Annotated in this window: 20 protein-coding genes; 13 read left to right on the top strand and 7 right to left on the bottom strand. The window is 35.0% G+C overall.

Annotated features, from left to right (window positions below):
- Nucleotides 1-84 precede the first annotated feature (84 nt).
- From Q0845_RS18875 to Q0845_RS18890, 4 genes are all read right to left on the bottom strand, one after another.
- Nucleotides 85-1,095 (bottom strand): 4-hydroxyproline epimerase, encoded by a 1,011-nt coding sequence (locus Q0845_RS18875; protein WP_298516545.1) that lies wholly within the window; start codon nucleotides 1,093-1,095, stop codon nucleotides 85-87.
- Nucleotides 1,088-2,821 (bottom strand): DUF885 family protein, encoded by a 1,734-nt coding sequence (locus tag Q0845_RS18880; protein ID WP_298516547.1) that lies wholly within the window; start codon nucleotides 2,819-2,821, stop codon nucleotides 1,088-1,090. Before Q0845_RS18880 ends, Q0845_RS18875 begins: the two co-directional genes overlap by 8 nt.
- 3 nt (nucleotides 2,822-2,824) lie before the next feature.
- The gene (locus tag Q0845_RS18885; RefSeq protein ID WP_298516549.1) at nucleotides 2,825-4,408 is read right to left on the bottom strand and encodes an aldehyde dehydrogenase (NADP(+)); all 1,584 of its coding nucleotides are present in this window, start codon (nucleotides 4,406-4,408) and stop codon (nucleotides 2,825-2,827) included.
- A gap of 217 nt (nucleotides 4,409-4,625) precedes the next feature.
- A complete protein-coding gene (locus Q0845_RS18890; RefSeq protein ID WP_298516551.1) occupies nucleotides 4,626-5,546 on the bottom strand; it encodes a dihydrodipicolinate synthase family protein in 921 nt (306 codons plus the stop codon).
- A gap of 164 nt (nucleotides 5,547-5,710) precedes the next feature.
- On the opposite strand from Q0845_RS18890, the gene Q0845_RS18895 reads away from it, so the two are divergent.
- The 8 genes from Q0845_RS18895 (at nucleotide 5,711) to Q0845_RS18930 (ending at nucleotide 11,768) form a co-directional block, all read left to right on the top strand.
- Nucleotides 5,711-6,556, top strand: coding sequence for an AraC family transcriptional regulator (locus Q0845_RS18895; protein WP_298516553.1), 846 nt, complete (start codon nucleotides 5,711-5,713; stop codon nucleotides 6,554-6,556).
- Nucleotides 6,557-7,123: 567 nt separating this feature from the next.
- The gene (locus Q0845_RS18900) at nucleotides 7,124-8,092 is read left to right on the top strand and encodes a pepsin/retropepsin-like aspartic protease family protein (RefSeq protein WP_298516555.1); all 969 of its coding nucleotides are present in this window, start codon (nucleotides 7,124-7,126) and stop codon (nucleotides 8,090-8,092) included.
- A complete protein-coding gene (locus Q0845_RS18905) occupies nucleotides 8,089-9,060 on the top strand; it encodes a hypothetical protein (protein WP_298516557.1) in 972 nt (323 codons plus the stop codon). Before Q0845_RS18900 ends, Q0845_RS18905 begins: the two co-directional genes overlap by 4 nt.
- Before the next feature lie 366 nt (nucleotides 9,061-9,426).
- The gene (locus tag Q0845_RS18910) at nucleotides 9,427-9,762 is read left to right on the top strand and encodes a helix-turn-helix transcriptional regulator (RefSeq protein WP_298516559.1); all 336 of its coding nucleotides are present in this window, start codon (nucleotides 9,427-9,429) and stop codon (nucleotides 9,760-9,762) included.
- The gene (locus Q0845_RS18915) at nucleotides 9,749-10,198 is read left to right on the top strand and encodes an SRPBCC domain-containing protein (protein WP_298516563.1); all 450 of its coding nucleotides are present in this window, start codon (nucleotides 9,749-9,751) and stop codon (nucleotides 10,196-10,198) included. The genes Q0845_RS18910 and Q0845_RS18915 overlap by 14 nt, the downstream gene beginning before the upstream one ends.
- Nucleotides 10,199-10,207: 9 nt before the next feature.
- Nucleotides 10,208-10,702: a hypothetical protein gene (locus Q0845_RS18920; protein WP_298516565.1), complete on the top strand. Its 495-nt coding sequence runs from the start codon at nucleotides 10,208-10,210 to the stop codon at nucleotides 10,700-10,702.
- 66 nt (nucleotides 10,703-10,768) lie between these two features.
- Nucleotides 10,769-11,275, top strand: a complete 507-nt coding sequence (locus Q0845_RS18925) for a TlpA disulfide reductase family protein (protein ID WP_298516567.1) — start codon at nucleotides 10,769-10,771, stop codon at nucleotides 11,273-11,275.
- 10 nt (nucleotides 11,276-11,285) lie between these two features.
- Nucleotides 11,286-11,768 carry a hypothetical protein gene (locus Q0845_RS18930; protein ID WP_298516570.1) on the top strand — a complete coding sequence of 161 codons (483 nt, stop codon included), beginning with the start codon at nucleotides 11,286-11,288 and terminating at the stop codon, nucleotides 11,766-11,768.
- Between the two features lie 85 nt (nucleotides 11,769-11,853).
- On the opposite strand, the gene Q0845_RS18935 is transcribed toward Q0845_RS18930, so the two are convergent.
- The gene (locus Q0845_RS18935; protein ID WP_298516572.1) at nucleotides 11,854-14,193 is read right to left on the bottom strand and encodes an ATP-dependent helicase; all 2,340 of its coding nucleotides are present in this window, start codon (nucleotides 14,191-14,193) and stop codon (nucleotides 11,854-11,856) included.
- 254 nt (nucleotides 14,194-14,447) lie between these two features.
- On the bottom strand, nucleotides 14,448-15,482 hold the full coding sequence (locus tag Q0845_RS18940) for a hypothetical protein (protein WP_298516573.1): 1,035 nt from the start codon (nucleotides 15,480-15,482) through the stop codon (nucleotides 14,448-14,450).
- Between the two features lie 180 nt (nucleotides 15,483-15,662).
- Between Q0845_RS18940 and Q0845_RS18945 the strand changes: the two genes are divergently transcribed.
- From Q0845_RS18945 to Q0845_RS18965, 5 genes are all read left to right on the top strand, one after another.
- The gene (locus tag Q0845_RS18945; protein ID WP_298516575.1) at nucleotides 15,663-16,910 is read left to right on the top strand and encodes a hypothetical protein; all 1,248 of its coding nucleotides are present in this window, start codon (nucleotides 15,663-15,665) and stop codon (nucleotides 16,908-16,910) included.
- A gap of 104 nt (nucleotides 16,911-17,014) precedes the next feature.
- Entirely contained in the window at nucleotides 17,015-17,152 is a 138-nt protein-coding gene (locus Q0845_RS18950; protein WP_298516577.1) for a hypothetical protein, read from the top strand.
- A gap of 144 nt (nucleotides 17,153-17,296) precedes the next feature.
- Nucleotides 17,297-18,565 (top strand): M20 family metallopeptidase, encoded by a 1,269-nt coding sequence (locus Q0845_RS18955; RefSeq protein WP_298516579.1) that lies wholly within the window; start codon nucleotides 17,297-17,299, stop codon nucleotides 18,563-18,565.
- Nucleotides 18,566-18,640: 75 nt separating this feature from the next.
- Entirely contained in the window at nucleotides 18,641-23,260 is a 4,620-nt protein-coding gene (locus Q0845_RS18960; protein ID WP_298516581.1) for a hypothetical protein, read from the top strand.
- A gap of 128 nt (nucleotides 23,261-23,388) precedes the next feature.
- Nucleotides 23,389-24,939, top strand: coding sequence for an FMN-binding glutamate synthase family protein (locus tag Q0845_RS18965; protein ID WP_298516583.1), 1,551 nt, complete (start codon nucleotides 23,389-23,391; stop codon nucleotides 24,937-24,939).
- Between the two features lie 45 nt (nucleotides 24,940-24,984).
- Here Q0845_RS18965 and Q0845_RS18970 read toward each other — a convergent pair whose 3' ends face one another.
- Entirely contained in the window at nucleotides 24,985-25,497 is a 513-nt protein-coding gene (locus Q0845_RS18970; protein WP_298516585.1) for a hypothetical protein, read from the bottom strand.
- Between the last annotated feature and the right edge of the window lie 10 nt (nucleotides 25,498-25,507).

Here is a 25,507-nt window from a genome sequence, read left to right on the forward strand (position 1 = left end):
TTACTTCGTCATACTTCCTCGTAATGACGTTTCTAAATATAATCTTGATTAGCGCGAGTTTCTAACTCGTGCCTAATACTATTCTCAAATCACCTGAAAACCATGTGCATACGGATCATCTTCCTCATCAATAATGATGGTATTATATCCATACACTTTTGCCCAACCTTGAATGCTTGGAACAATGGCAGATTTTCCATCCAAAACAGTTTCTTCAACGATGCGACCAATAAATTTTGAACCTATATAACTTTCATGAATAAATGCTGACCCAACTTTCAACTTTCCTTTAGCATGCAATTGTGCCATTCGCGCCGAAGTTCCTGTTCCACAAGGACTTCTATCAATGGCTTTGTCTCCATAAAAAACTGCATTTCTTCCCGAAGAAGTTTCATCTAGCGGATTTCCGGTCCACAGCATATGCGAAACATCGCGAATAGTATCATTTTCTGGATGTACAAATTGATTCGGATATGTTGAATTAATACGATCGCGAACTACTTGTGAATATTGAATGATCTTACTCGCTGTAAAATCATGAATTCCGGAAAAATTTTCTTGCGGATCTACAATGGCATAGTAATTTCCGCCGTAAGCGACATCAAAGGTAATTTCGCCTAATTCGGGACAATCTACTGTTAAGTTTTCTGCTGCTAAATAGCTTTTTACATTCGTCAATCGAACCCAATCTACTTTCTTACCAGTTTGTTGGTATTCAATTTCAACCAAACCTGCAGGTGCTTCCATTTTGATTTTCCCTGCTGTTTTTGGAGTAATCAAACCTTCTTCTATGGCAATCGTAATTGTTCCAATAGTTCCGTGTCCACACATAGGCAAACAGCCCGAAGTTTCTATAAACAGAATTCCAACATCATTTTTAGGATTGCTTGGTGGAAATAGAATGCTTCCGCTCATCATATCATGTCCGCGTGGTTCAAACATTAGTCCTTTTCGAATCCAATCGAATTCTTTCAAAAAATGCTGACGCTTTTCACTCATATTGGCACCAATCAAATTTGGTCCGCCACCAGCTACAACACGTACAGGATTTCCACACGTATGTGCATCAATACAAAAAAAAGTCTTTCTACTCATGCTGCTTTTTTGCTATATAGTTTTCTATTCTAGATTCTAAAATTGATAAGGTAACCGTTCCTTCTTCTAAAATTACTTCATGAAACTCTCTAATATCAAATTTATCTCCCAATTCAGAAGCTGCTTTTTTACGCATTTCTCTTATCTTGAGTTCGCCCATTTTATACGATAATGCTTGTCCAGGCCAAGAAATATATCGATCTGTTTCAGTGGTTACTTCATGTATTGACAATGCAGTATTTGCAGCCATATAATCAATGACTTGTTGACGTGTCCAACCTTTTGCATGAATTCCTGTATCTACTACCAATCTGCAAGCGCGCCACATTTCATAGGTTAACTGACCAAATTTTTCATACTTGGTTGTATAAATATTCATTTCGTCAACTAAATACTCTGCGTACAATCCCCAACCTTCACCATAAGCAGACAAATATAAATTGCGCCTAAATTGTGGAATTGTTTCTGGCAATTCATTATTCAAAGATATTTGTAAATGATGTCCAGGAACTGCTTCATGCGCCGTTAAAGCTGGAATTGTATATAAGGTTCTACTTGGCAGATTATAAGTATTTACCCAATAAAATCCTGCTGTCGTTTCACTTTGTGAAGGAGAATAACGTCCACCTGTATAATTTGGTGCAATTGCAGCTGGTACAGGAACTACACCATACGGTTTTCTAGGTAATGTTTTAAAGAATTTTGGCAATTCAGCATCTATTCTTTTGGCAATATCTCTAGCAAACATTAATAATTCTTTTGGCGTTTTTGCATAGAATTGTTCATCGGTTCTTAGAAATTGTAAGAAATCTGCAAAAGAACCTTTAAAACCCAATTCATCAATAATTTTTTGCATTTCTGCTTTTATTCTAGCGACTTCTTTTAATCCAATATTATGGATATCTTCTGCCGTATACTCTGTACTTGTAGTATAATAATTGATTCTATTTTGATAAAATTCGGTTCCATTTGGTGTGGTATCGACACCTAAACCTTTTCTTGTATTTAAAAAATAGTCTTCCTCAAAAAAGGTTTTAATTTTTTTATATTGATTGATTGCATTTTTTTGAACACTGGCTTTTGCTATACTAATAATACTATCTTTTTCTTCTGTGGAAAGTGATGTTGGTAATTGACGAAAAGGTTTATAAAATTCGCTTTTAGTTACATCTGCAACAATATGTTTGTCATACGTATTTTCATATTCATAGAAAACAGCTTTGGGCTGCGATATACCTTCTTCAATTCCTGCTTTCAGTAGGTTTATATTGTAATCTATCGAAAGTGGCAAACTATCTAAATCTGACAAATACGCATGTATATCATCCTTATTTTCTAAAACTCTATTCCCCATTTCGCCTAAGTTTAAGTGAAAAGCTATTTCATTTGTAATAGGGTTTAGGTACGATTTATAAGTGTTGTAATCTATTTTATCTTGTAAAACAAACAACAGCAATTCTTTAGAAATTTTATCAGTTTCAGAGAGTCCATTTTCAGAAATTGCTGCTAGTTTTTCTTTTAAATCTGATGCAAAGTCAGCTTCATTTTGGTAATATTGAATGGTTCTTTCTACAGATTCGTTTATTTTAAAATCATATACTCTGGGATGTTCATATTCTTGAATTAATGACTGTAATTGAGTACTGTTATTAGTATTTAATGAAGTCTTTTTACAAGCTACGAAATGCAACAATACTAATAATCCAAAAAGTTTGATGATTTTCATAGATTAGAGTTTATCCGTTGTTTCTTGATCGTTTACCAAACGAAGAATTCCCAAAGGGTTTTCGTTTTTCAATTCGTCTGGCAAGAGTTCATTTGGCCAATCTTGATAGCTAAATGGTCGTACCCAACGTTTGATGGCATCTCTACCAACTGCCGTAAAACGACTGTCTGTCGATGCAGGATATGGTCCGCCGTGTAACATGGCAGGCACTACTTCCACACCTGTAGGAACACCATTAAAAATAATACGTCCAACTCTGCTTGCCAATGCTTGCACAACACTTTCATAACTAGAAACTTCATTTTCCTCAGAAATGATCGTTCCAGTTAACTGTCCTTCCAAATTGGCAATAATTTCTTCCAGCTCAGCCGCATTTTCACATTGAACTACTAGCGAAAATGGTCCGAACACTTCTTCATGCAAGGTTTTATTTTCTAAAAATGTTTTTCCGTCAACAGTTGCAACAGCTTGCTGCGCATAGTTTTCTGTGACTGTTTCTGTGATTGCTGCAACAGTTATTACATTATTTTGATCTAGTGCTTGCAGTTTATTATTCGTGTACGCTGCATGAATGTTAGGATGCAACATACATTTGGGTGCAATCTGTATAATTTCGTTTGATAAAGTATCAATAAAACTTGTAAGACCTTCGCTTTTTATTCCTAAAATCAATCCTGGATTGGTACAGAATTGTCCCGTTCCTAAAGTGATAGAACCTGCGTAAGTTTTTGCCCAAGTTTCCGCTTTTGTTTCCAATGATTTTGGTAAGAATACAACAGGATTAATGCTTCCCATTTCTGCAAATACAGGAATTGGCTCTGGACGTTTGGCTGCTAAATCTAACAATGCGCGTCCACCGCGAATACTTCCTGTAAATCCAACTCCTTTTACTTTTGGATGTGCTACTAATTGTTGTCCGACTTCAATTCCGCTACTATTCAAGTTTGAAAATACGCCGTTTGGCATGTCTGTTTTCTCTGCTGCTTTTTGAATCGCAGAAGCGACCAATTCACCTGTTCCTGCGTGCATAGGATGCGATTTTACAATAACTGGACAACCAGAAGCTAGTGCCGAAGCCGTATCGCCACCAGCTGTAGAATATGCTAATGGAAAATTACTCGCACCAAAAACTACAATTGGTCCAATAGGCACTAACATTTTTCGTACATCTACTCTTGGTCTTGGTTCTCGATTGGGTTGTGCAGGATCAATGCGTGCTTCTACCCACGAACCTTCTTCAACCAATGCTGCAAAAGTTCGCAACTGTCCAATAGTTCTTCCACGTTCACCTTTGGCGCGTCCTTCTGGTAATCCGCTTTCAGACATATACGTTTGTACTAATTCATCATCTAATGCCAAAATTTCGTCTGCAATTGCATTCAAAAATGCTGCTTTCTTGGGTCCAGAAATGGTTTGAAATTCTTTAAAAGCTTCCGAAGCTAAATTGACAGCTTCTTCAATTTCTTCCGCAGTTGCTTCTGTAAAAGTCGTTTCGTTTTCCGAATTACTTTTCGGATTATAGGTTTTGTAGGTAATCGTTCCTTTGCCAGAAAGCGAGTTTCCGATATAGTTTTTTCCTGTGATCATGCGTTGTGTTTTGTGTTTCTCTTTAGTAAAGAAAATGTACTTTTTTGAAAATACTAAAAGTGTGACTCAAATCCTAAATTTCTACCAAGGCTTTAGAAATTTGTAACGGATTTGACTCAACACTTCGCTAAAAAATGAACCTTGGAGTAACAGTTAACTATTCAACTTTTTATGATATTTGTACTGCTGTTACAGTTTAGCACTCATTTTAATTTTTCTACAAATACTGTTTATACTCTGGTAATTTTGGACGTTCTTCTAGTCCTTTTCGTATCACTTCAAGAACATGCGCTCTTTCTTCTCCAAATAAAGGCAATCTTGGTTCGCGTACTTGTTCCGTTCCTATTCCCGTAGCTACTTCAGCCAGTTTTATATTTTGTACCAACTTGGTGTTGATATCTAATTCCAATAATGGTAAAAACCAACGATACAATTCGACAGCTTCGTCAATTTTTCCAGCTTTTGCTAAAGCATAAATAGCGACAGTTTCTGCTGGAAATGCACATACTAAACCTGCAACCCAACCATCTGCGCCCATTAATAAACTTTCTAAAGCCAGTGTATCTACGCCTGATAAAATAGCCAATCGATCGCCAAAACGTTTTTTGATACGTGTAATGTTTGAGATATCACGTGTCGATTCTTTCACCGCTTGAATATTTGGACATTCTTCTAGTAATTCGTCAAACATATCTAAGGTCACTTCAATGCCATAATCTACAGGATTATTGTAAATCATAATTGGTAAATCAGTACTATGAGCAATCGCTTTAAAGTATGCAACTGTTTCTCTTCCATCTGCTTTGTAGCGCATTGGAGGAAGTACCATTAAACCACTAGCGCCATCTTCTTTTGCTTGTTTTGCAACTTCTTTTGCAGTAGTCGTAGCTTGCTCAGCTATGTTTATAATTACAGGAACTTTTCCTGCTACAATTTTTACAGTTTCTCTGACTAAAATTCGTTTTTCATCATTCGTCAATGTGCTAGCTTCTCCTAAAGTTCCTCCAAGAATAATTCCATGCACTCCAGCATCTAATTGTGCTGCAATGTTTACAGCAAACATGTTTAAATCGAGTTGATCATTTTCTGTAAACTTTGTGGTAACGGCTGGCATTACGCCTTTCCAATTAATTGTCATAAGTTTTGTTTTGGTTATTATAACTCTAATTTTGGTTGGTGTAAAAGTACTTTTCTTCTTGAGCTTAAGAATGGTAGATATTATCCATTTTTAATACTATTTTATCCTATTTTTTATTTAAAAACACTTTATTAGAATAATTTTTGCAAATTTGTAATCGAAAGATGAAGATTCTACCTTTTAAAATACCAAAAGCAGAAAGCGATATTTTAATCGTTCAGCAAGATCGTGGACGTACGTTTTACGAGCAACTGCATCAACATGAAGAAATTCAGCTTTCGTATATTATTTCGGGAAGAGGCACTTTCATTGTGGGAGACACTATTCGTGATTTTCAATCCAATGATATTATTTTGTTTGGAAGTAATGTGCCGCATGTATTTAGAACTGATTCGGAAACTGATGAGGATTCCTATATGATTTCTTTATTCTTTACAAATGATAGTTTTGGGGAAGGATTTTTTGAGGTTCCAAAACTTCAAAAAGCACAACAACTATTGAGTGATGCTAACTTTGGAGTGAAATTTACTGAGCATCAAAGCTATCTAGAGTTATTATTTACAAATATTGTACAACAGCATACGATGCAACAGTTTTCAACTTTTTTTGAGATACTTTCTATTTTGACACAATCGGATTATGAGACTGTTTCCTCTTTTATCAATACCAAAAACTATACGGACGATGAAGGAAAACGCATGAGTGCTGTTTTTGAATTTGTGATGAATAATTTTGATCAGAAAATTATCTTGGAAGATGTGGCTACGATTGCCAATATGACGCCAAATGCCTTTTGCAAATACTTTAAACAACGTACCAATAAAACCTTTTTTAAGTTTTTAACCGAAGTAAGAATTGAAAACGCTTGTAAGTTTTTGACCAATGCTACACCATTGTCTATTGCAGACATTGCGTACCATTGCGGATTCTTTAATGTGTCAAACTTTAATCGGAAGTTTAAAGAAATAAAAGGTGTCACGCCTACTGCGTTTCGGAAGAAGGTTTTTTAAGTTTTGAATGTTAAATGTTGAATTGCTTTTTTACGTCATCACGAGGAAGTATGACAAAGTGATCTGTTTCTAGAATAACAGATAGCTTCATTGCATTCGCTATGACGTATCGGATTTTTCTTTGTCACGAATTCAAGAATGTATTTGTTGTTGTTCCTTTTGTGGCATATTGAGTGTAATTGAAATGTTGAATTATTAATTTTAAATTATTATTTACGGCATTATGAGGAAGTATGACGAAATAATTTGCTTCTAAATTCACAATTGGTTTTCTTTCTTTTTGTCACGAATTCACGAATGTTTTTGTTGTTATTCTGTGTGTTATATTTTCCACAGTCGAAATGTTAAGTTACTCTCAGCATCTCTTCGAGTGATTTTTCAAAATAAAATGAAGAAAAATTGTATCGAGAAGTACTCTGAAATTCCTAGCAGCTCTCGATACAAGATTTCTTTGAAATCTCACTCGATCTGACTTTTTAGGTATCAAAAACACTATTAAATCTTCCTTAAACTGCAACAAATCTTCAAAGAGATCGTCTATATTTATAAGTCATCAATCAAAATACCATGCGAAAACGAATCTTTATCACGTTGGTTTTCTTTTTTAGTTTAAATTTTATTTGGGCAAATGAAGAAGAAAATCCTATTGAAATTCTGTTTCCAAAAGCAGAGTTTCTCAATCAGTATACCGCGCGTATTCCTTTTAAAGTTATTGATCAATTGATTGTCGTAGAAGCCGAATTCCTAAACCAAAAAGGTGATTTTATCATCGATACTGGTTCGGAGCGACTGGTTTTAAACAAAAATCATTTCCCGAAAGGACAACGACTCACCAAGAAAAAAGGAAAAACGACCGGCGTCACACGCATCATAGATCAACCCTATGAACGAAAACTCAGCGAGTTTATCCTACACAACTTTAGTTTGAAAAATAGAAAGTCTGATGTTATTGATCTTTCACACATTGAAAGAAGCAAAAAAATGCACTTGCTCGGTATTATAGGTTACGATATTTTAAAGGATTACGAAGTGTTTATCGATCTGTATCTAAACCAAATTACACTGTCATTGGTAGATAAAAACGGAGATAAACTCGATAAAAAAGTATATGCCGAAGAAATTATAGATACATTAGATTTTGACTTAAAAAAGCATACGATTGTTGTTTCAGGCTTTGTCAATAACCAAAAAGTACGGTTTGCGTTGGATACTGGTGCAGAATTCAATCAACTGAATAAAAATAGCAACCAAAAGATTCTCAAAAAATTCCGTCCCATCAAACGCTTGACAATGGTTGGCGCAGGAAATAAAAAGATTCGTGTCTTGGCAGGAAAATTGTATGATTTCCGATTGAACGAACGTATCGGTGTTGGACCAATGTATACCATTGTTACCAATCTTCGGAAAATGAGAGAAGCGTACGGAACTTCAGTAGATGGCGTGCTCGGATATGAGTTTTTAAAATACAAGCGTACCATTATTAATTATAAAAAAGAAAAGTTATATTTCATCAAATCGCCTATATTTAGACCGTGAATCAAACGATTAAACATATCATCATTCTCCTAAGCTTGTGTATTTCGGCAAGTATGTTTGCGCAAAAAAAGACGCAAGGATATCGTGTGGAAGGTGATGAAGTTGTATTTACGTTTGACAAACGTGATTATAAAGAAGTGACGCACGGACTTTCGCAACATCGAAAATCTATTGACGATAAAGACCTAGCTATTGAAATGATTGCCGTTGCAGGCGAATTCAACAATTGGTCACAAGATAAATGGATCATGACTAAGATTGATGAAAATCGATATGAATTCCGTAAAAAAATGGCTGATTTTACAGATGAATTTTCATGGGAATTCAAATTTGTCATCAACGAACATTATTGGGCTGAGCCAGAAGGAGATATTGAAAACATTACAGATGCCAAAAATGAATACGGTTCTGATTTGCATGTATACAACCTAAAAATGTATACGGCACATATTTCGGAAGATGGCAATACGACTTTCTTCTTAAAAGGCTATCACAAAGCAAAGAATGTGGTGGTAAGTGGTTCGTTCAATAAGTGGAATGAACAGCTGTTTAAAATGAAAAAAGTCCAAGATGGTTGGTATTTGACTGTACAGCTGAAGCCTGGCGTATACGAATATAAGTTCATTGTAGATTCTATTTGGATTGAAGATGAAGCAAATCCTGATAAGAAACCGAATGAATTTGGAGAATTCAACTCGTTAATTGAAGTCAAAGCATATTATACGTTTAAACTCCGCGGTCATAAAAACGCAAAAAAAGTATTGCTTTCCGGAACTTTTAATGATTGGTCAAAAGATGGTTTAAAAATGACCAAAACAGATTATGGCTGGAAACTTTCTGTATTACTTTCTGGCGGAAAACATCAATATAAATTTATTGTAGACAACCAATGGATACTGGATCCTGACAATCCTGTGAAAGAATACGATTTTCATGGAAATATCAATTCTGTGTGTATGGTTCGGTAGTTTTTTAGACTTTTTAGATTTTTAGAACTGTTAGACTTCTTAGACTTACTTAGACTTAAACTACTACTATTATTATTCTATAGAAGCTGTCATTCCTGTGTAGGCAGGAATTCAGATTAAATCGAAATAGATGAAACATCACTTCGAGTGATTTTTTGGAATACAATGAAGAAAAATAGTATCGAGAAGTACCTTGAAAATTGAATTAAATCTAGATACAACAAATCGTTGATTCCTCACTCAATCTGACAATTTTAATTCCTTCAACTTCTTCCCTATCAAATTATAATTCTCAAAAAAATTGATAAAAAAATTGCGTAACCAAATAGTTACATATATATTTGTAACCGAAAAGTTACATAAATTATGAGAAGAGATGTTTTTCAAGCCATTGCCGATCCAGTTCGAAGAGATATTATTGAACTGTTAGCCCAAGAAACTTTGACCGTTAATTCTATTGCGGAAAAGTTTGAGGTAAGTCGTCCTGCAATTTCAAAGCATTTAAAGATTTTGAAAGAATGTGAAATCATTCGCATAGAACAGCAAGGAAGACAGCGTTTTTGTATGATTCAACCCAAAAAATTAATTCCAGCTTTTTTATGGATTGATCAATACAAGCAATTATGGGAAGACCGACTTGATAATTTTGAAAACTACTTACACGAATTACAATCTAAAAACAACAAAGATGAACTATCCTGAAAACCGTACTATTACTATTGAAAGAACGTTTAATGCACCTTTAGCACTCGTTTGGGAAGCTTGGACACAACCTGAACATATTGCCTCTTGGTGGGCACCAAATGGAATGAAATTAGATATTGTAGAACATAACTTTGTCGCTGGTGGAAAGTGGAAATTTTGCATGCCAATGCCCGATGGAAACCAATTTATTTCAGAAGGAATTTACCAAGAGATCATTCCACAAGAAAAGATCGTTTTTACTGCAGATTTTAAACCAATGACGGAAAATGTTGAAATTCATGCGTTGTTTAAAGCAGATGGTGACAAAACTCACTTTACGTTCCATGTGATTCATGAAACTGAAGCATATTGCCGTCAACAAGAAAAAATGGGGATTTACAATGGTTGGGGAAGTGCTTTCGATCGTTTAGAAGGATTTTTGGATGTAAATTAGAACTTGATTATGAATGAAAAACTAATAGAAGAATTGAGAAAGAAATCAGTTCTCGGTAGAAAATTTGAAGAAAGCACCTATTTTCATGCCTTTTTTGAAGATGTTTTCAGAAATATGTATTCTGAAATATGTGATCAGAATTATTATAAACTTAAAATTCCAGATGCTTATATCGAATTTTTAAAGGCTTTTCCTAATGGAATTGTTCACCTAGGAGATGACTATGGCTTTTTTGGAATAATTGATTGTGTTAGTCAAACCATTAATGACATCACTTTGTGGTCTCCGTATGACGAAGAAAGAGGAAAATTAGCCTCTTGGATTTACATTGGAGTAAGAGGAGACAAAGGGAATATTTATTTATGCTGTGATTCGTCCTCTGACTATTTTGGGAAAATTGAAGAGTTTTATGATGGTTCTGCTTTTATGAATGATACATTATCTGATCCTATAAAAATGCAAAATTTTGAAGAGTTCTGCCAGTCTATTATGGATGAAAGTTAAATGAACAACCTTACTTTTAGAATATATTTCTATATCTTGTAAAGGAACATTAAAACAAACTTTACAATGCGATTAAAATGTATTACTGCCATTGCGTTTAGTCTTTTTTTCCTTGTCGGATTTGCGCAAGATGGCGATGTTGCCAAAAAAGGACAAGACGTTTCTAACTTAGTCTTTACGGTAGAAAATGGCAAGCAAATTAAAATGTCCGATTATAAAGATAAGGTTGTATTTATTAACTTTTTTGCCAATTGGTGTCCGCCATGCAAACTAGAAATGCCACATTTAGAAAAAGATGTGTGGCAGCAATACAAAGGCAATGAAAACTTTGTCATGTTCGGATTTGCACGCGGTGATGATTTGGCGAAAGTTCAAAAGTTTCAAAAAGACTTTAAAACGACATTTGCAATGCATCCAGATGCTTCCAAAGCGATTTATAACAACTTTGCAACTAAATATATTCCGCGAAATTATATTATAAAAAATGGCAAAATAGTCTACGCTTCCACAGGTTTCAAGAAAGATGAATTTGATGAAATGGTGAAGTTGTTAGGTACACTTTTAAAAGAATAATTCACACTATATGAGTCTTACATCTATAAAAAAGAGGTTATTATCAAAGAATATATTGCTTGCTGAAGATACCATTCTCAGGCAACAAACAGTGATTGGATATGACAAACAATTTCGCTGGAGTTGGATGGTAACACAACTCAATACGTTTTATGTGGCAAGTGATTTAAAAGACGCAACAATCACCGTTGAAACAATTGAATCTCATTTAAAAGAAGCATTTAATTACGGTAAGAAAAACTATAAAGGTTGGCCCAGAGGTTTGCAATCTGCTATTGGTGTCGTCAATATTCTAATTGCAGAAAATATTACAGAACAAGCCAAAACTTATTGTAAAAAGCTGAAATCTGGTAAAAAATGGGCAGGATTTGCCATTCCTGTAGTGATTGATGCAAAGACGAAAGAAGTATTCTTTTTTGATAAAAAACCCATGTGGGGACGCATTTACTTTCCGTATTTTAAACGAATGATTGAAGAACTCACGATATCATAAGTACGCAATTTTTTTACTTTTTAGAGTATTTAAGAAATATAAAAAGCCGTTTCAATATCTGTTGAAACGGCTTTTTTATGAAATATTATTTTACAACTTTAAGTTTGGCAAAACGTAGCAATAGCTTTTTAATTCCGCCTACTTTAAATTTGATTTCTGCTTTTTTATCGGCTCCTACTCCATCTAAACGCAGAATTTCTCCGCGACCAAAACGTGAATGTTCTACTAAAGTTCCTGGAACCAATCGTTCATCTAATAAGCTTCCGCTTGGTGGAGAACTTTGCGAAGATTCAGGTTTGAGTTTACGCAGCTTTCGAACTTGTTCTGGTGTTGGACTTCCCACAACTGGCGGACGACCCGATTTTGGTTTTTGCAGACGCAATTTACTCTTATCAACCTCTCCAAAAATATCTTTGTCTACCAACGGTTTAAAACGATAACTATCTATTGGCGTAATATAATCTAGGAATTTATCGTCTATTTCTTCAATAAAACGACTTGGTTCTGCATCGACCAATTTTCCCCAACGGTAACGACTTTGTGTATATGTCAAATAAGCTTGCTGTTCGGCTCTGGTTAAAGCCACATAGAACAAACGGCGTTCTTCTTCGAGTTCGCTTCGTGTGTTCATACTCATGCCCGATGGAAATAAATCTTCTTCCATTCCCACAATATATACGTGTGGAAATTCCAATCCTTTTGCCAAGTGAATCGTCATCAAAGCAACACGATCGTCATCTCCTTTGTCATTATCCATATCGGTTGCGAGCGCTACATCTTCCAAGAATTCGGCCAAAGCACCTGTAGCATCTGCAACTTCTATTTGTCCTTCCACAAAATCTTTGATACCATTCAGTAATTCTTCAATATTTTCAATACGAGCAATTCCTTCTGGCGTTCCATCCTTTTTCAATTCTTGAACTAAACCTGTTTTTTTAGTGATGTGCGATGTCAATTCAAATGCATTTGTACTTTCATTCATCACTTGAAAACTTCGGATCATTACCACAAAATTCTCTAGTTTGGTTTTCGTTCCAGAATTTATTCTTAGATCAATTTTTGAAATATTTTCCATTACTTCAAACATCGAACGTCCGTAATGTTTGGCAGCTACCACCAGTTTATCGATGGTTGTTTGCCCAATTCCACGTGCTGGATAATTGATGACACGTTTTAAACTTTCTTCATCTTTCGGATTTACGATTAAACGCAAATATGCCAATACATCTTTGATTTCTTTACGTTGATAGAACGATAAACCTCCGTAAATTCGATACGGAATATCACGCTTACGCAACGCATCTTCCATTGCTCTAGATTGTGCATTGGTACGATATAAAATCGCAAAATCACCATTTGGCAATTGTTCGCGCATCTTTGTTTCAAAAATAGAACCTGCTACAAAACGGCCTTCTTCTCCATCGGTAACACTACGATTGACTTTTATTTTTGGTCCAGGATCGTTGGCAGTCCAAACAACTTTATCTAAACGTGTTTTATTGTGTTCAATTACTGAATTGGCTGCTTCTACAATGTTTTTGGTGGAACGGTAATTTTGCTCCAAACGATACATTTCTACATTGTCATAATCTTGCTGAAAATTCAGAATGTTGTTGATATTGGCGCCACGGAACGCATAAATACTTTGCGAATCATCACCTACGACACATATATTCTGAAAACGATCTGCCAACGCTTTTACGATCAAATATTGTGAATGGTTTGTATCTTGGTACTCATCCACTAGAATATAGCGGAAACGATTTTGGTATTTGGCTAAAACATCTGGAAAGCGGTTTAATAATTCGTTCGTTCGTAATAATAAATCATCAAAATCCATTGCACCAGCTTTAAAACAGCGATCTACATATTCTTTATAGATTTCGCCCATTCTTGGCCGTTTTGCCATCGCATCAGCTTCTACTAAATCGGCATTATTAAAATACGCACGCACGGTAATTAAGCTATTCTTAAAAGAAGAAATTCGCGAACGTACTTGTTTGTATTTGTAGATATCTTTATCAAGTTGCATTTCCTTGATAATGGAACGAATCAAACGTTCGGAATCTTGCGTATCATAGATCGTAAAGTTACTTGGATAGCCCAATTTATCAGCTTCAAAGCGTAAAATTTTTGCGAAAATCGAATGGAATGTTCCCATCCATAGGTTTTTAGCTTCACTTCCACCAACAATTTTTGCAATACGCTCTTTCATTTCACGTGCTGCTTTGTTGGTAAATGTTAAGGCTAAAATATTGAATGAATCTACGCCCTGACTCATTAAATACGCAATACGATACGTAAGTACTCTTGTTTTTCCAGAACCTGCTCCAGCGATCACCATCAATGCGCCATCTTTGTGAACTGTAGGCGCTCTTTGTGCATCATTTAGCTGTGCAATATAATGTTGAATGTCTTGCTCCATAATTAAGTCCAAAAATAAAACACTCAACTCGCTATTACAATAACAATTTGTGAAAGTTATGCACTTTTTGTTGTTAGTTTGTTGGGTTTTGGGTTTTGGGTTTTGGTAAGGTTGCTTATTTTAATTTTGTTTCAAAGACTGAACTATTCAACTTATAAACATGTAAACTTCTTATTTGTTGATTTGTTGATTTGTTTTTTTGTCAATTTGTTTCTTTGTTGATTTGTTGATTTGTCAATTTGTTCGCTCATAACTCACAACTCTTCACTTTTCACACGGCTAATTTGAAAAGGTTGAAACCAGTCCCAGCTTACACCAATAGCAATTTGATTTCCAGAATCTACAAAGCGGTAATTATAATTATCGTGTCCGTAAATATAGCTTACAAAAAATCCGATATCTCGATTAAAAGGATATAGAGTAAATGAAGTTTCGCTTCGTAAAGGCTCTACGGAAGCATGTGCGCCTTGAATGACTTCGAATTTTTGCTCAATGGCATAGCGTAATTTCGGTTTCCATTGATGTTCGTATTCATAACAAAACCCAAAGCGATTTCTACCATAAATACTGATATCAAAATCTGAATAACCACCAAAATCAAACAATCCCACAAAACGATTGTGATACAATTCCCAAGAAGCCGTAAAGGAATGGATTTTATGAGGTTCATCGCGCTTGTTCAATTCATTGAATCGAAAGTTTAAAGAGAGTTTTGTAGTATTTGTTGAAAAATTTCCGTTCGTTCTATTGAGTAATGCTGACAGATTGCTATCATCCGTAATTGTCGCATGAAAATCATTACATGCCATCGATTCATCTTCCTCTCCAGCCAAAAATGCGCAACCAGATTGTCCGTTAGAATAATGTCCGCTTTCAATTGCCCAAGCAAAAAAGTTATTGCTACTTGTTTTTATCATTTGCTGCCAACCAAATAAGATACGATACGAAGGTGTTTTTACAGGTTTTGAAGTTTCTCCATACATACGAATATGCGGTTGAAACGTAACATAAAAAGCATTTCCTGCTTTATTATCATATTCTTGCATGTTTTTACGAATGTTGTTGATAATACTATAATATACTACGGGTTTTGCATCAAAAAGGATGCTTTCGCTAGCATTCATATTCGACATATAACTAAACGCAGGTTTTACCGCAATTGGATAATCGTCGTTAAAAGCATTTGTATCTGACGTTGCCATCGTATTTTGAGTGTCTTTAGCATCGGTAGTTTGTCCAAAACTTATGTAAAATATCAGCAGTAATAATGGTAGTATTGCTTTTTTCATCAGCGAAAATTTAGTTCGTATGGTATTAAATGTAGAAAAAAAGGAAGTATGTTGCCAAATTCCATCCTATGAATTAACACTTTGGCTTTCGGAATTGCCTTTTTGACTGCATCAAAATTACGTAAAACTACGGTGCAATGCTTTTCGGATATTTTGCTATTTTTAGAAAAAAATATTTACATGGGATATCCAAAAGAAATCTTGATCTTTCGACATGCAGAAAAACCTGCAGATTCAAAGAACGAAAACTTATCTACCAAAGGTTACGAACGTGCAGCAGCACTAGCCTATTATTTACCTGATGCTTTTGGTACCATTGATCATCTTTTTGCCGCTGGTGTTGGAATTAAAAGTCCTAGCAAACGTCCAATAGAAACGATAACACCTTTAGCGACACGTTTGGATAAGAAAATCCATGAAAAATTTTTAAAATATGAATATAAAGATATGGTAACACATATTTTTAAGGATGAAAAATATACTGATTCTGTCATTGCTATTGCTTGGCAACATACAGACATTGAAGATATAGCAAACACTTTTGGAACTCAAGATGTGCCTACTACTCCTTGGCCTGGCGATTGTTTCGATTTGGTTTGGAAACTTACCTATAATGGAGATAAAACCTATACGTTAGATCAAATTCCGCAGTTATTAATGTATGGAGATACGGATGATATTATTGTAGATCCTGTTACAAAAACTTTTTGTCAAGAATTACAAACCATTGATCCGCGTGTGCTGTTTAGCTCACATATGCCAACACCTGCTGGAAATTTTCCTAATCAAGCAATGACTTGTGTTTTTCAAGTACCAAAAGTCAATGTGCCAGAAGGATTGGAAGAACAATTTATTTTTGTAGGCGCAAGTTTTTTATTGTCTGAAACTGCCATTATCAACAATCAAATTGCTGCTGTTTTAAATGTGGCTACTGAAGTAAATGATGCGAAAGACTTGCAAATTCCATTCTCTGATCCGCAAGTAGACAAACGTGCAGCCTTGCCTTTTGAGTTGGCTGCTAATGAAACATATTATTTAAATCAATTAAATAAAGTTGGTCTAACTGATGACAATGAAAATGATATGATGTCCTTGGTTGCTGCCGTATTAGAAGCAGAACAATTATTGAATGCGCCATCACCAACACAGCAAAAAGCAGCTGGAGCGGTAGATTTTTATGCGCAAGGAAATTTAGTCATCCACAGTCATGAAGGAGGAAGTCGTGCGGTAACGGTTACAGCTTTATATTTATATTACAAATATTATATACAGACAGACGTTTCTTTTGTAGATGTATATAAAAGTATTATTTGCTTACGCTGGAATAAAACTATAAATAATCATCCAACGCAAGGAATTTGCGAAAACGCCTATAAAGTATTGAATACGTTTGAAGCGTTATTTCCGAAGCCAGTTCGTAAAGCTTAAGTAAATCAATGTAAAACGTTAAATATTATGAAACTACGGTCTTCCCGTAACTTATGACAAATGATCTTTATTAATTTTAAGAATAACTTCTAAAATTAATGACCATGAAAAAACAAAGTCTGAAAAAATTACAAAAATTAAAATTGAACAAAGTTCCTGTTTCTAAGTTACAGGTAAAAGGAGGAGTAGAAGCGGCAGGAGAATCTGCTTTCAATACAACTTGTCCATTCTGTGATCAATAGTAAAAGAAAAATTTATATTTAATAGAAGCTTCTAGGAAACTGGAAGCTTTTTTTAGTTTCCAGACAACTTTTACAAATAGCATCCTACAAATCAAAAAATTGAATATCTTTGAATTTATAACTATTCCCAATCACATAAATACTATGAAGAAATTATTTCTTGCCAGCCTTTTTCTTTCTTTTTGTTTTGTTAATGCACAACATGGACTTGAAAAAGATATCGACGCTATTGAATCTAAAGTAATTGAGTGGCGACGCGATTTTCACGAAAATCCTGAGTTATCTAATAGAGAGTTTAAAACTGCTGAAAAAATTGCAAAACATTTAAAATCGCTTGGTTTAGAAGTACAGACTGGTGTTGCACATACGGGAGTTGTGGGAATTTTGAAAGGTGATTTACCTGGAAAAGTAGTCGCACTACGTGCCGATATTGATGCACTTCCTGTAACGGAACGTACCGATGTTCCTTTTAAATCTATGGTAAGAACTACATTCAACGGAGTAGACACTGGTGTAATGCACGCTTGTGGACATGATACACATACCGCAATTTTAATGGGCGTTGCAGAAATCTTTTCAAAACATAAAAATAAAATTAAGGGAACTGTTGTATTTATTTTTCAACCTGCAGAAGAAGGCGCGCCTAAAGGCGAAGAAGGTGGCGCGGAAATGATGGTGAAAGAAGGTGTGTTGAAAAACCCTGATGTAGATGCTATTTTCGGATTGCACATTAGTGCTGGATTTGATGTAGGAACTATCAGTTATAAACCTGGAGGAATTATGGCAGCTTCACAGAGTTTTGAAATCAATGTGAAAGGAAAACAAAGTCACGGTTCTAGACCTTGGACAAGTATTGATCCTATTGTGACAAGTGCAAAGATTATTGATGGATTGCAAACCATTATCAGTAGAGAATCTGAATTAACAAAAGAAGGCGCAGTAATTACCGTTGGAAAAATTACCAGTGGTGTACGTAGCAATATAATTCCAGAAAAAGCACAATTAATTGGTACTATTCGTACGTTAGATTATGATATGCAAGCGTTTATCAACAAACGTATGCAAGAAATGGTTCCTGCAATCGCGAAAGCATACAGAGCTGAAGCGACTATTGAAATTGCCAAAGGATATCCAATTACATATAACGATCCGAAGTTAACCGCACAAATGTTACCTTCTTTACAAAAATCGGCTGGCGCAGAAAATGTAATCGAAATTAAAGCCATTACTGGTGCAGAAGATTTTTCATTCTTTCAAAAAGAAGTGCCAGGATTGTATTTCTTTTTAGGTGGAAAACCTGTCGATCAAGAAGCAACTTCGCATCATACACCTGATTTTTATATTGATGAAAGCGGTATGAAACTCGGTATAAAAACCTTCGTACAACTTACTTTAGATTACCTCAATAACTAGTGAGAAAATGATGACTTGGGTTTTTTAGATACCTTTGCTATACAATTGTAAGTATACAAATTTCTAAAATTCCCTATGAAAAAACTATTACTACTCGTAACTCTTTCTTTTACAATACCCAACTTAAATGCACAAACCACCTACACCTACACAGGTACTGGTGATTGGGCAAATACAGGCAATTGGTCGCCCTCTTATCCTGGTACAACTATAGTAGCTGGAGATACTGTAATTATTAACGGAAATATTGTCGAGGCAGATATAATAAATGCTGGGCACTTAACTATTTCAAGTTCTGGAAGTATTACAACTGGTATTAATTCTGGAATTTCTAATACCGGAACATTAATTAATGAAGGCGCTCTTATTGCGACAGAATTTAGTGGGTTTTCTGCCTTTATAAGTACTTCGGGAACACTCTCTAATACAGGAACCATTACTATAGGTTTTGGTTCAAGTGTAGATGTCACGGGATCACTTATAAACACTGGAGTAATTGAAATACAACCAGTTGCTAATTTATTTTTTAGTCAAAACGCTACAATAGAAAACTCGGGAACAGGAATTATTAATAATAACGGTTCTTTTAACACAGCTGCAACCTTTACTAATATGGCAACAATAAACAATGTTGCCGCGTTAACAAATACTGGAATTTTTACTAATGGTCAACTACTAGACATATCGGGTACGTTTACAAATAATGGAACTTTTGTAAATACACAAACAGTAGAAAACACAGGTACTTTTGTAAATAATGACCAGAAAACGGCAACAAATAATGGCACTTTTAATAACACGAATAGTGTTACAAATAATGGAATTTTCGTTAATCCTCAAACATTAAACAATACAGGAACCTTTGTAAATAATGCCACTTTAGAGAATACTTCTCTTTTTAACAACACAGGAACGCTTACTATTGCCGCAACTGGTACTATGCTAAATTTAGGTACCTACACAAATGAAGGTACTATAGAAAACAATGGTACTATTACAAATAATGGTACCCTTAATAACCCTCTATTATTTACAAATAATGGTAATTACACAAACAATAATATATTTAATAATACTGGAACCTTAAACTGTAACGGCGCATTTACAAATACGATAGCATTCTCGAACGTAGGAATTATAAATATTGAAACACAAGGAACACTTACTATTTCTCAAACTATAGACAATCAAGCTACGGGTAGTATAACCAATTCGGGTACCGTAACTATTCCTGCGCTAGGAACACTTAATAATTTTGGTACATTTTCTAACACCAATGCAACATTTACAAACGCAGGAACTGTAGTGAATAACACCAATGCAAATTTCGAGGTTACCGATAACACCTCCATGCATTTGTTTAGAAATCAGGCTACATTTACAAATCATGGTACGCTTACATTAACACTTGCATCTAGTTCTTCTAATACCAACACAGGAACGATAAATAACACAGGAGTTTTTGATATACCTAATAATTTTTATTTTCCTAATCAGGGAACTATTGCAAATCATGGTGTGTTTACTATTAATAGTGTTCTATTTAATGATGGTGTATTCCTTAATACAAATGAATTTAATGGATCATATGAAGGTTCTGGGAGTTTTGCAAATGAAGGAATCACAACGGTGGATATAATCATTCGAGATTTTGGTTTACTTACCAATACAGGTACCATAATTACTAGAAGTATAGGTATGTATTTTGATAGCCAAACGTTTACCAATGAAGGCATCGTGAAAATTTACGGAGGAGAGACTGGATTTAGGTTAAGTAGAAAAATAGTAAATAATAATATCATTGAAATATTACCAGATGGCATAGCCGGTCTGTCAAATGATACGTTTATAAATAACGGAACACTATTAAATAGAGGAACACTTAGCACAATTGCATTTGGTTTTCCTGTTCTTTCTACACTCCATAATTCAGAAACTGGTGTTATAGATAACAGAGCTACTTTAGTCATAGATGTATCAGATGATGGCATGTCGACTACCTTAATGCCGTCTACCTTAATCAATGACGGTGCTATTATAAACACAGGTACCTATACTAATAATGGTGCATTAGTTAATAATGGAACAATTACAAATAGTAACGCACTTAACAATGGAGGCTCCATAACTATTGAGGCTATGGGAACGTTAAGTACTTCTGGCACTACAAGCAACCAAGCAACAGGTAGTATAACTAATGCTGGTACAATAACTACGCTCGAATTAGGAACTTTCACGAATGCTGGAACCATCACTATGGATACTATGGGAACGTTAAGCACTTCTGGTACTACAAATAACCAAGCAACAGCTAGTATAACTAATGCTGGCACAATAACTACGCTCGAATTAGGAACTTTCACGAATACTGGAACCATCACTATGGATACTACAGGAACGTTAAGCACTTCTGGTACTACAAATAACCAGGCAACAGCTAGTATAACTAATGCTGGCACAATAACTACGCTCGAATTAGGAACTTTTACGAATGCTGGAACCATCACTATGGATACTACAGGAACGTTAAGTACTTCTGGTACTGCAAGTAACCAAGCTACGGGTAGCATAACCAATTCTGGAACCGTAACTACGCTCGCATTAGGTACACTTAATAATTTTGGTACATTTTCTAACACCAATGCAACATTTACAAACGCAGGAACTGTAGTGAATAACACCAATGCAAATTTCGAGGTTACCGATAACACCTCCATGCATTTGTTTAGAAATCAGGCTACATTTACAAATCATGGTACGCTTACATTAACACTTGCATCTAGTCCTTCTAATACCAACACAGGAACGATAAATAACACAGGAGTTTTTGATATACCTAATAATTTTCATTTTCCTAATCAGGGAACTATTGCAAATCATGGTGTGTTTACTATTAATGGTGTTCTATTTAATGATGGTGTATTCCTTAATACAAATGAATTTAATGGATCATATGAAGGTTCTGGGAGTTTTGCAAATGAAGGAATCACAACGGGGTCTATAATCATTCTAGATTTTGGTTTACTTACCAATACAGGTACCATAATTACTAGAAGTATAGGTATGTATTTTGATAGCCAAACGTTTACCAATGAAGGCATCGTGAAAATTTACGGAGGAGAGACTGGATTTAGGTTAAGTAGAAAAATAGTAAATAATAATATCATTGAAATATTACCAGATGGCATAGCCGGTATGGGAAATGATACGTTTATAAATAACGGAACACTATTAAATAGAGGAACACTTAGCACAATTGCATTTGGTTTTCCTGTTCTTTCTACACTCCATAATTCAGAAACTGGCGTTATAGATAACAGAGCTACTTTAGTCATAGATGTATCAGATGATGGCATGTCGACTACCTTAATGCCGTCTACCTTAATCAATGACGGTGCTATTATAAACACAGGTACCTATACTAATAATGGTGCATTAGTTAATAATGGAACGTTTACCAATAATAGTATATTTGATAATTTAGGAACATTTAGTAATCCAGGGACACTTTCTGGAATCAACACAAGTCATACCCAAGATTTTACAAATGCAGGTACGTTAAGTCCTGGTAATTCTCCTGGTACCTATACTTTCAATAACAATTATTCAGCACAAACAACTGCTAACTTACAAATAGAATTAGAAAATGCTACCACATTCGATATCGTAACAGTAACTGGCACAGCAGCTATAAACGGTACACTAGAGGTTACTTTATTAGATAATTATTCACCAATAGTAGGCGATACTTTTACAATTTTAACAGCAGGTAACATTTCAGGAACTTTTGATACAATAAACTTGCCAGCAGGTTACAATTGGGATGTTAGGTATACAGCAACAGAAGTTATTTTAGAAATAATTCCAATTACTGTAAGTCCAGTAGTCTTTTTACAAGGCGCTTTACTATCTAATGGAAATACAAGCGTAATGCGAGACGATTTAAGGTCTTTAGGTTATTTACCAACGACATCACCATATACAGATGGCTTAACTTGTGATGCATCGGTATTTAATACTGGAGGAACTAACGGAACAGGTAATACAAATAATGATATTGTAGATTGGGTTTGGGTAGAATTGCGTGATGCTACAGATAACACCTTAGTAATTGATGGGCAGTCTGCTTTATTACAGCGTGATGGTGATGTTGTAAGTATAGATGGTATATCTGTAGTAAGCTTTAATCAAGCAAGTGGTAATTATTATTTAGCAATTAAACATCGGAATCACTTAGCCGTTATGACAACAAATACAATAACTTTAAACAGAACAGCCACAACTATAAACTTTACAGAATCCACTACTCCAATTACCTTTGGTACAAATGCGCAAGCAACTGTGATGTTACCATTACTTACTAGATCCGTATCTACAAATTCGCCAGAATCAAATAATGTTTTAGCACTTTGGGCAGGAAATGCAAATGGAGATCAATTAGTGCAATATTCAGGAACGAGTCCTGATTCGCCAAATATTTTATCAAACGTACTAAACGATGCTGGAAACTTTTTAAACTTCCCAACGTATTCGGTTTCAGGTTATAATACAAATGATATTGATATGAATGGAAGTACGCAGTATAGTGGAACAGCACCAGACACACCATTTATATTACAAAACGTACTAGCGCATCCTGGAAATTTCTTGAATTTTAGTACGTATCCAATAGAAGAACAATTACCAGAGAATTAAACTAAATTCTTATTATTAATCAATAAAACGTCTAGACTTAAAGTTTGGACTTTTTTTATTGAAAAAAAATAAAAGAATTGGCTGTCAAAACAGATTATTGTTATTTTTGAGCAAACCTTTTAAAAACTATGGATACGATTCTTACTTTTCTTGACTCAATTTCTTGGTGGATGTGGATTATTGTTGTGTTACTTATTATTGCTATTCGCGATATTTTACAAAGAAAACATACCATTAGTCATAACTTCCCTATCGTAGGACATATTCGTTATATGTTTGAAAGTATTGGTCCAGAAATTCGCCAGTATTTTGTAGCAAATAATCGCGAAGAATTACCTTTTAACCGTATTGAACGCGGTTGGATTTATGCGTCTGCAAAAAAACAAAACAATTACGAAGGTTTTGGAACCGATAGAGATATTTATGCACATCATCATATGTTTATTAATAATGCCATGATGCCGTATAAAGTTCCAGAAAATCATCCAAATGCTGTAGATAAATCTTTTCTGCCATGTGCAAAAGTGATGGGCGAATTCAACAAAAGAAAACGTCCATATCGTCCAGCATCTGTCATTAATATTTCTGCAATGAGTTTTGGTTCTCTTTCTGCCAAAGCGGTAGAATCTATGAATAAAGGTGTAAAAATGGCAAATGCTTATCACAATACTGGTGAAGGTGGTTTGTCTCCATATCATAGTCACGGTGGCGATGTTGTTTTTCACTTCGGAACAGGATATTTTGGCGTACGTGCCGATGATGGTGGTTTTTCTATGGAAAAAATGGTGAAGTTGGTACAAGATAATCCTTTTGTCAGAGCGATTGAAGTCAAATTATCACAAGGAGCAAAACCTGGAAAAGGTGGTGTTTTACCAGGAAAAAAGATCACACCTGAAATTGCTAAAATTAGAGGTGTTGAAGTTGGAAAAGATGTATTGTCTCCTCCAAATCATAAAGCATTTTCGACAGTGCCAGAATTGGTTGATTTTGTTGAAGCCATTGCGGAAGCTACAGGTTTACCAGTAGGAATTAAAGCAGCAATCGGAAAATTAGAACAATGGGAAGAATTGGCAGATATTATGAAAACGACTGGAAAAGGTCCCGATTTTATTACCGTTGACGGTGGTGAAGGTGGAACTGGAGCAGCGCCGCCAAGTTTTGCCGATCACGTATCTTTACCTTGGGTTTATGGTTTTGCAGATTTGTATAAATTATTCCAACAGAAAGGTTTAGCAGAACGTATTGTTTGGGTTGGAAGTGGAAAGTTAGGATTTCCAGCCAAAGCAGCAATGGCTTTTTCTATGGGTGTTGATTGTATCAATGTGGCACGTGAAGCTATGATGAGTATTGGTTGTATTCAGGCACAAATATGTCATACAAACAAATGTCCTGCAGGAGTTGCCACACAAAGTAAATGGTTACAAAACGGAATTGATCCGACGTTGAAATCTGTACGATTGGCGCAATATTTTAAAACTTTTCGAAAGGAGTTTGTGGAAATCACACATGCGGCTGGTTATGAGCATCCATGTCAATTTAAAATGACAGATATTAAGATGAATGTAGACGATCAGAATCTATCCAAAAACTTAGATAATACCTATAAATATCAAAAAACTCCTGTTCCTTTTGACGGAATGGAATCGTTAAAAACATGTGAGCATTTAGGCGGAAAATAAGCTATTGATATACAAAGTTTCTGACTATTTTATGATGAATGAAGGTTATATGCGGCGAATTTCTGTGCGCTTTTCGTGATTTCTACCTTTGTATTTGACTAAGTGTACTTCAATTTCTTTTTCGTTTAGAAATGTTGCGTTTTCGACACGTTCCAGGTTTTTATAGTTGAAAAGTCTGGTTTGTAATGTCGCTAAGTCTGTAATTTTAATCACATCGCTGTAGACTTCCATGAGCTTGTTACACTGAAAGCTATTCCCTATGAATGAAACTGTTGAAATTCGTTCGTAGATAAGGTCATGTATCTCAAGTATATCTAAATGTATTAGTTTTGCGGTTCCTTCTACAGGTATGTATACATATCCAAAGCCTTCCTGTTGCCAATGATCTATTCTTTCATTGATATAATTCCAATTGTTGGAGAATAATTTTTCATTGATGTTTGTATTGTTGTACAGTACATTTACTTTCCATAATGATCTTCCATTATTTGGTTCTGCATGCCCTACGATGTCTACTACTAGTGTTCCGTTGGTTGTTTTTTTAGATACTGTATCCACAATTTATATT

The sequence above is a fragment of the uncultured Kordia sp. genome (genome assembly GCF_947489565.1).
Lineage (GTDB): Bacteria > Bacteroidota > Bacteroidia > Flavobacteriales > Flavobacteriaceae > Kordia.

Coding starts and splice junctions, on each gene's coding strand:
- Q0845_RS18880 (WP_298516547.1), bottom strand. CDS start 2,821: ATGAAAATCATCAAACTTTTTGGATTATTAGTATTGTTGCATTTCGTA.
- Q0845_RS18945 (WP_298516575.1), top strand. CDS start 15,663: ATGGGATATCCAAAAGAAATCTTGATCTTTCGACATGCAGAAAAACCT.
- Q0845_RS18920 (WP_298516565.1), top strand. CDS start 10,208: ATGAATGAAAAACTAATAGAAGAATTGAGAAAGAAATCAGTTCTCGGT.
- Q0845_RS18915 (WP_298516563.1), top strand. CDS start 9,749: ATGAACTATCCTGAAAACCGTACTATTACTATTGAAAGAACGTTTAAT.
- Q0845_RS18955 (WP_298516579.1), top strand. CDS start 17,297: ATGAAGAAATTATTTCTTGCCAGCCTTTTTCTTTCTTTTTGTTTTGTT.
- Q0845_RS18925 (WP_298516567.1), top strand. CDS start 10,769: ATGCGATTAAAATGTATTACTGCCATTGCGTTTAGTCTTTTTTTCCTT.
- Q0845_RS18960 (WP_298516581.1), top strand. CDS start 18,641: ATGAAAAAACTATTACTACTCGTAACTCTTTCTTTTACAATACCCAAC.
- Q0845_RS18890 (WP_298516551.1), bottom strand. CDS start 5,546: ATGACAATTAATTGGAAAGGCGTAATGCCAGCCGTTACCACAAAGTTT.
- Q0845_RS18930 (WP_298516570.1), top strand. CDS start 11,286: ATGAGTCTTACATCTATAAAAAAGAGGTTATTATCAAAGAATATATTG.
- Q0845_RS18885 (WP_298516549.1), bottom strand. CDS start 4,408: ATGATCACAGGAAAAAACTATATCGGAAACTCGCTTTCTGGCAAAGGA.
- Q0845_RS18965 (WP_298516583.1), top strand. CDS start 23,389: ATGGATACGATTCTTACTTTTCTTGACTCAATTTCTTGGTGGATGTGG.
- Q0845_RS18910 (WP_298516559.1), top strand. CDS start 9,427: ATGAGAAGAGATGTTTTTCAAGCCATTGCCGATCCAGTTCGAAGAGAT.
- Q0845_RS18875 (WP_298516545.1), bottom strand. CDS start 1,095: ATGAGTAGAAAGACTTTTTTTTGTATTGATGCACATACGTGTGGAAAT.
- Q0845_RS18950 (WP_298516577.1), top strand. CDS start 17,015: ATGAAAAAACAAAGTCTGAAAAAATTACAAAAATTAAAATTGAACAAA.
- Q0845_RS18895 (WP_298516553.1), top strand. CDS start 5,711: ATGAAGATTCTACCTTTTAAAATACCAAAAGCAGAAAGCGATATTTTA.
- Q0845_RS18940 (WP_298516573.1), bottom strand. CDS start 15,482: ATGAAAAAAGCAATACTACCATTATTACTGCTGATATTTTACATAAGT.
- Q0845_RS18900 (WP_298516555.1), top strand. CDS start 7,124: ATGCGAAAACGAATCTTTATCACGTTGGTTTTCTTTTTTAGTTTAAAT.
- Q0845_RS18935 (WP_298516572.1), bottom strand. CDS start 14,193: ATGGAGCAAGACATTCAACATTATATTGCACAGCTAAATGATGCACAA.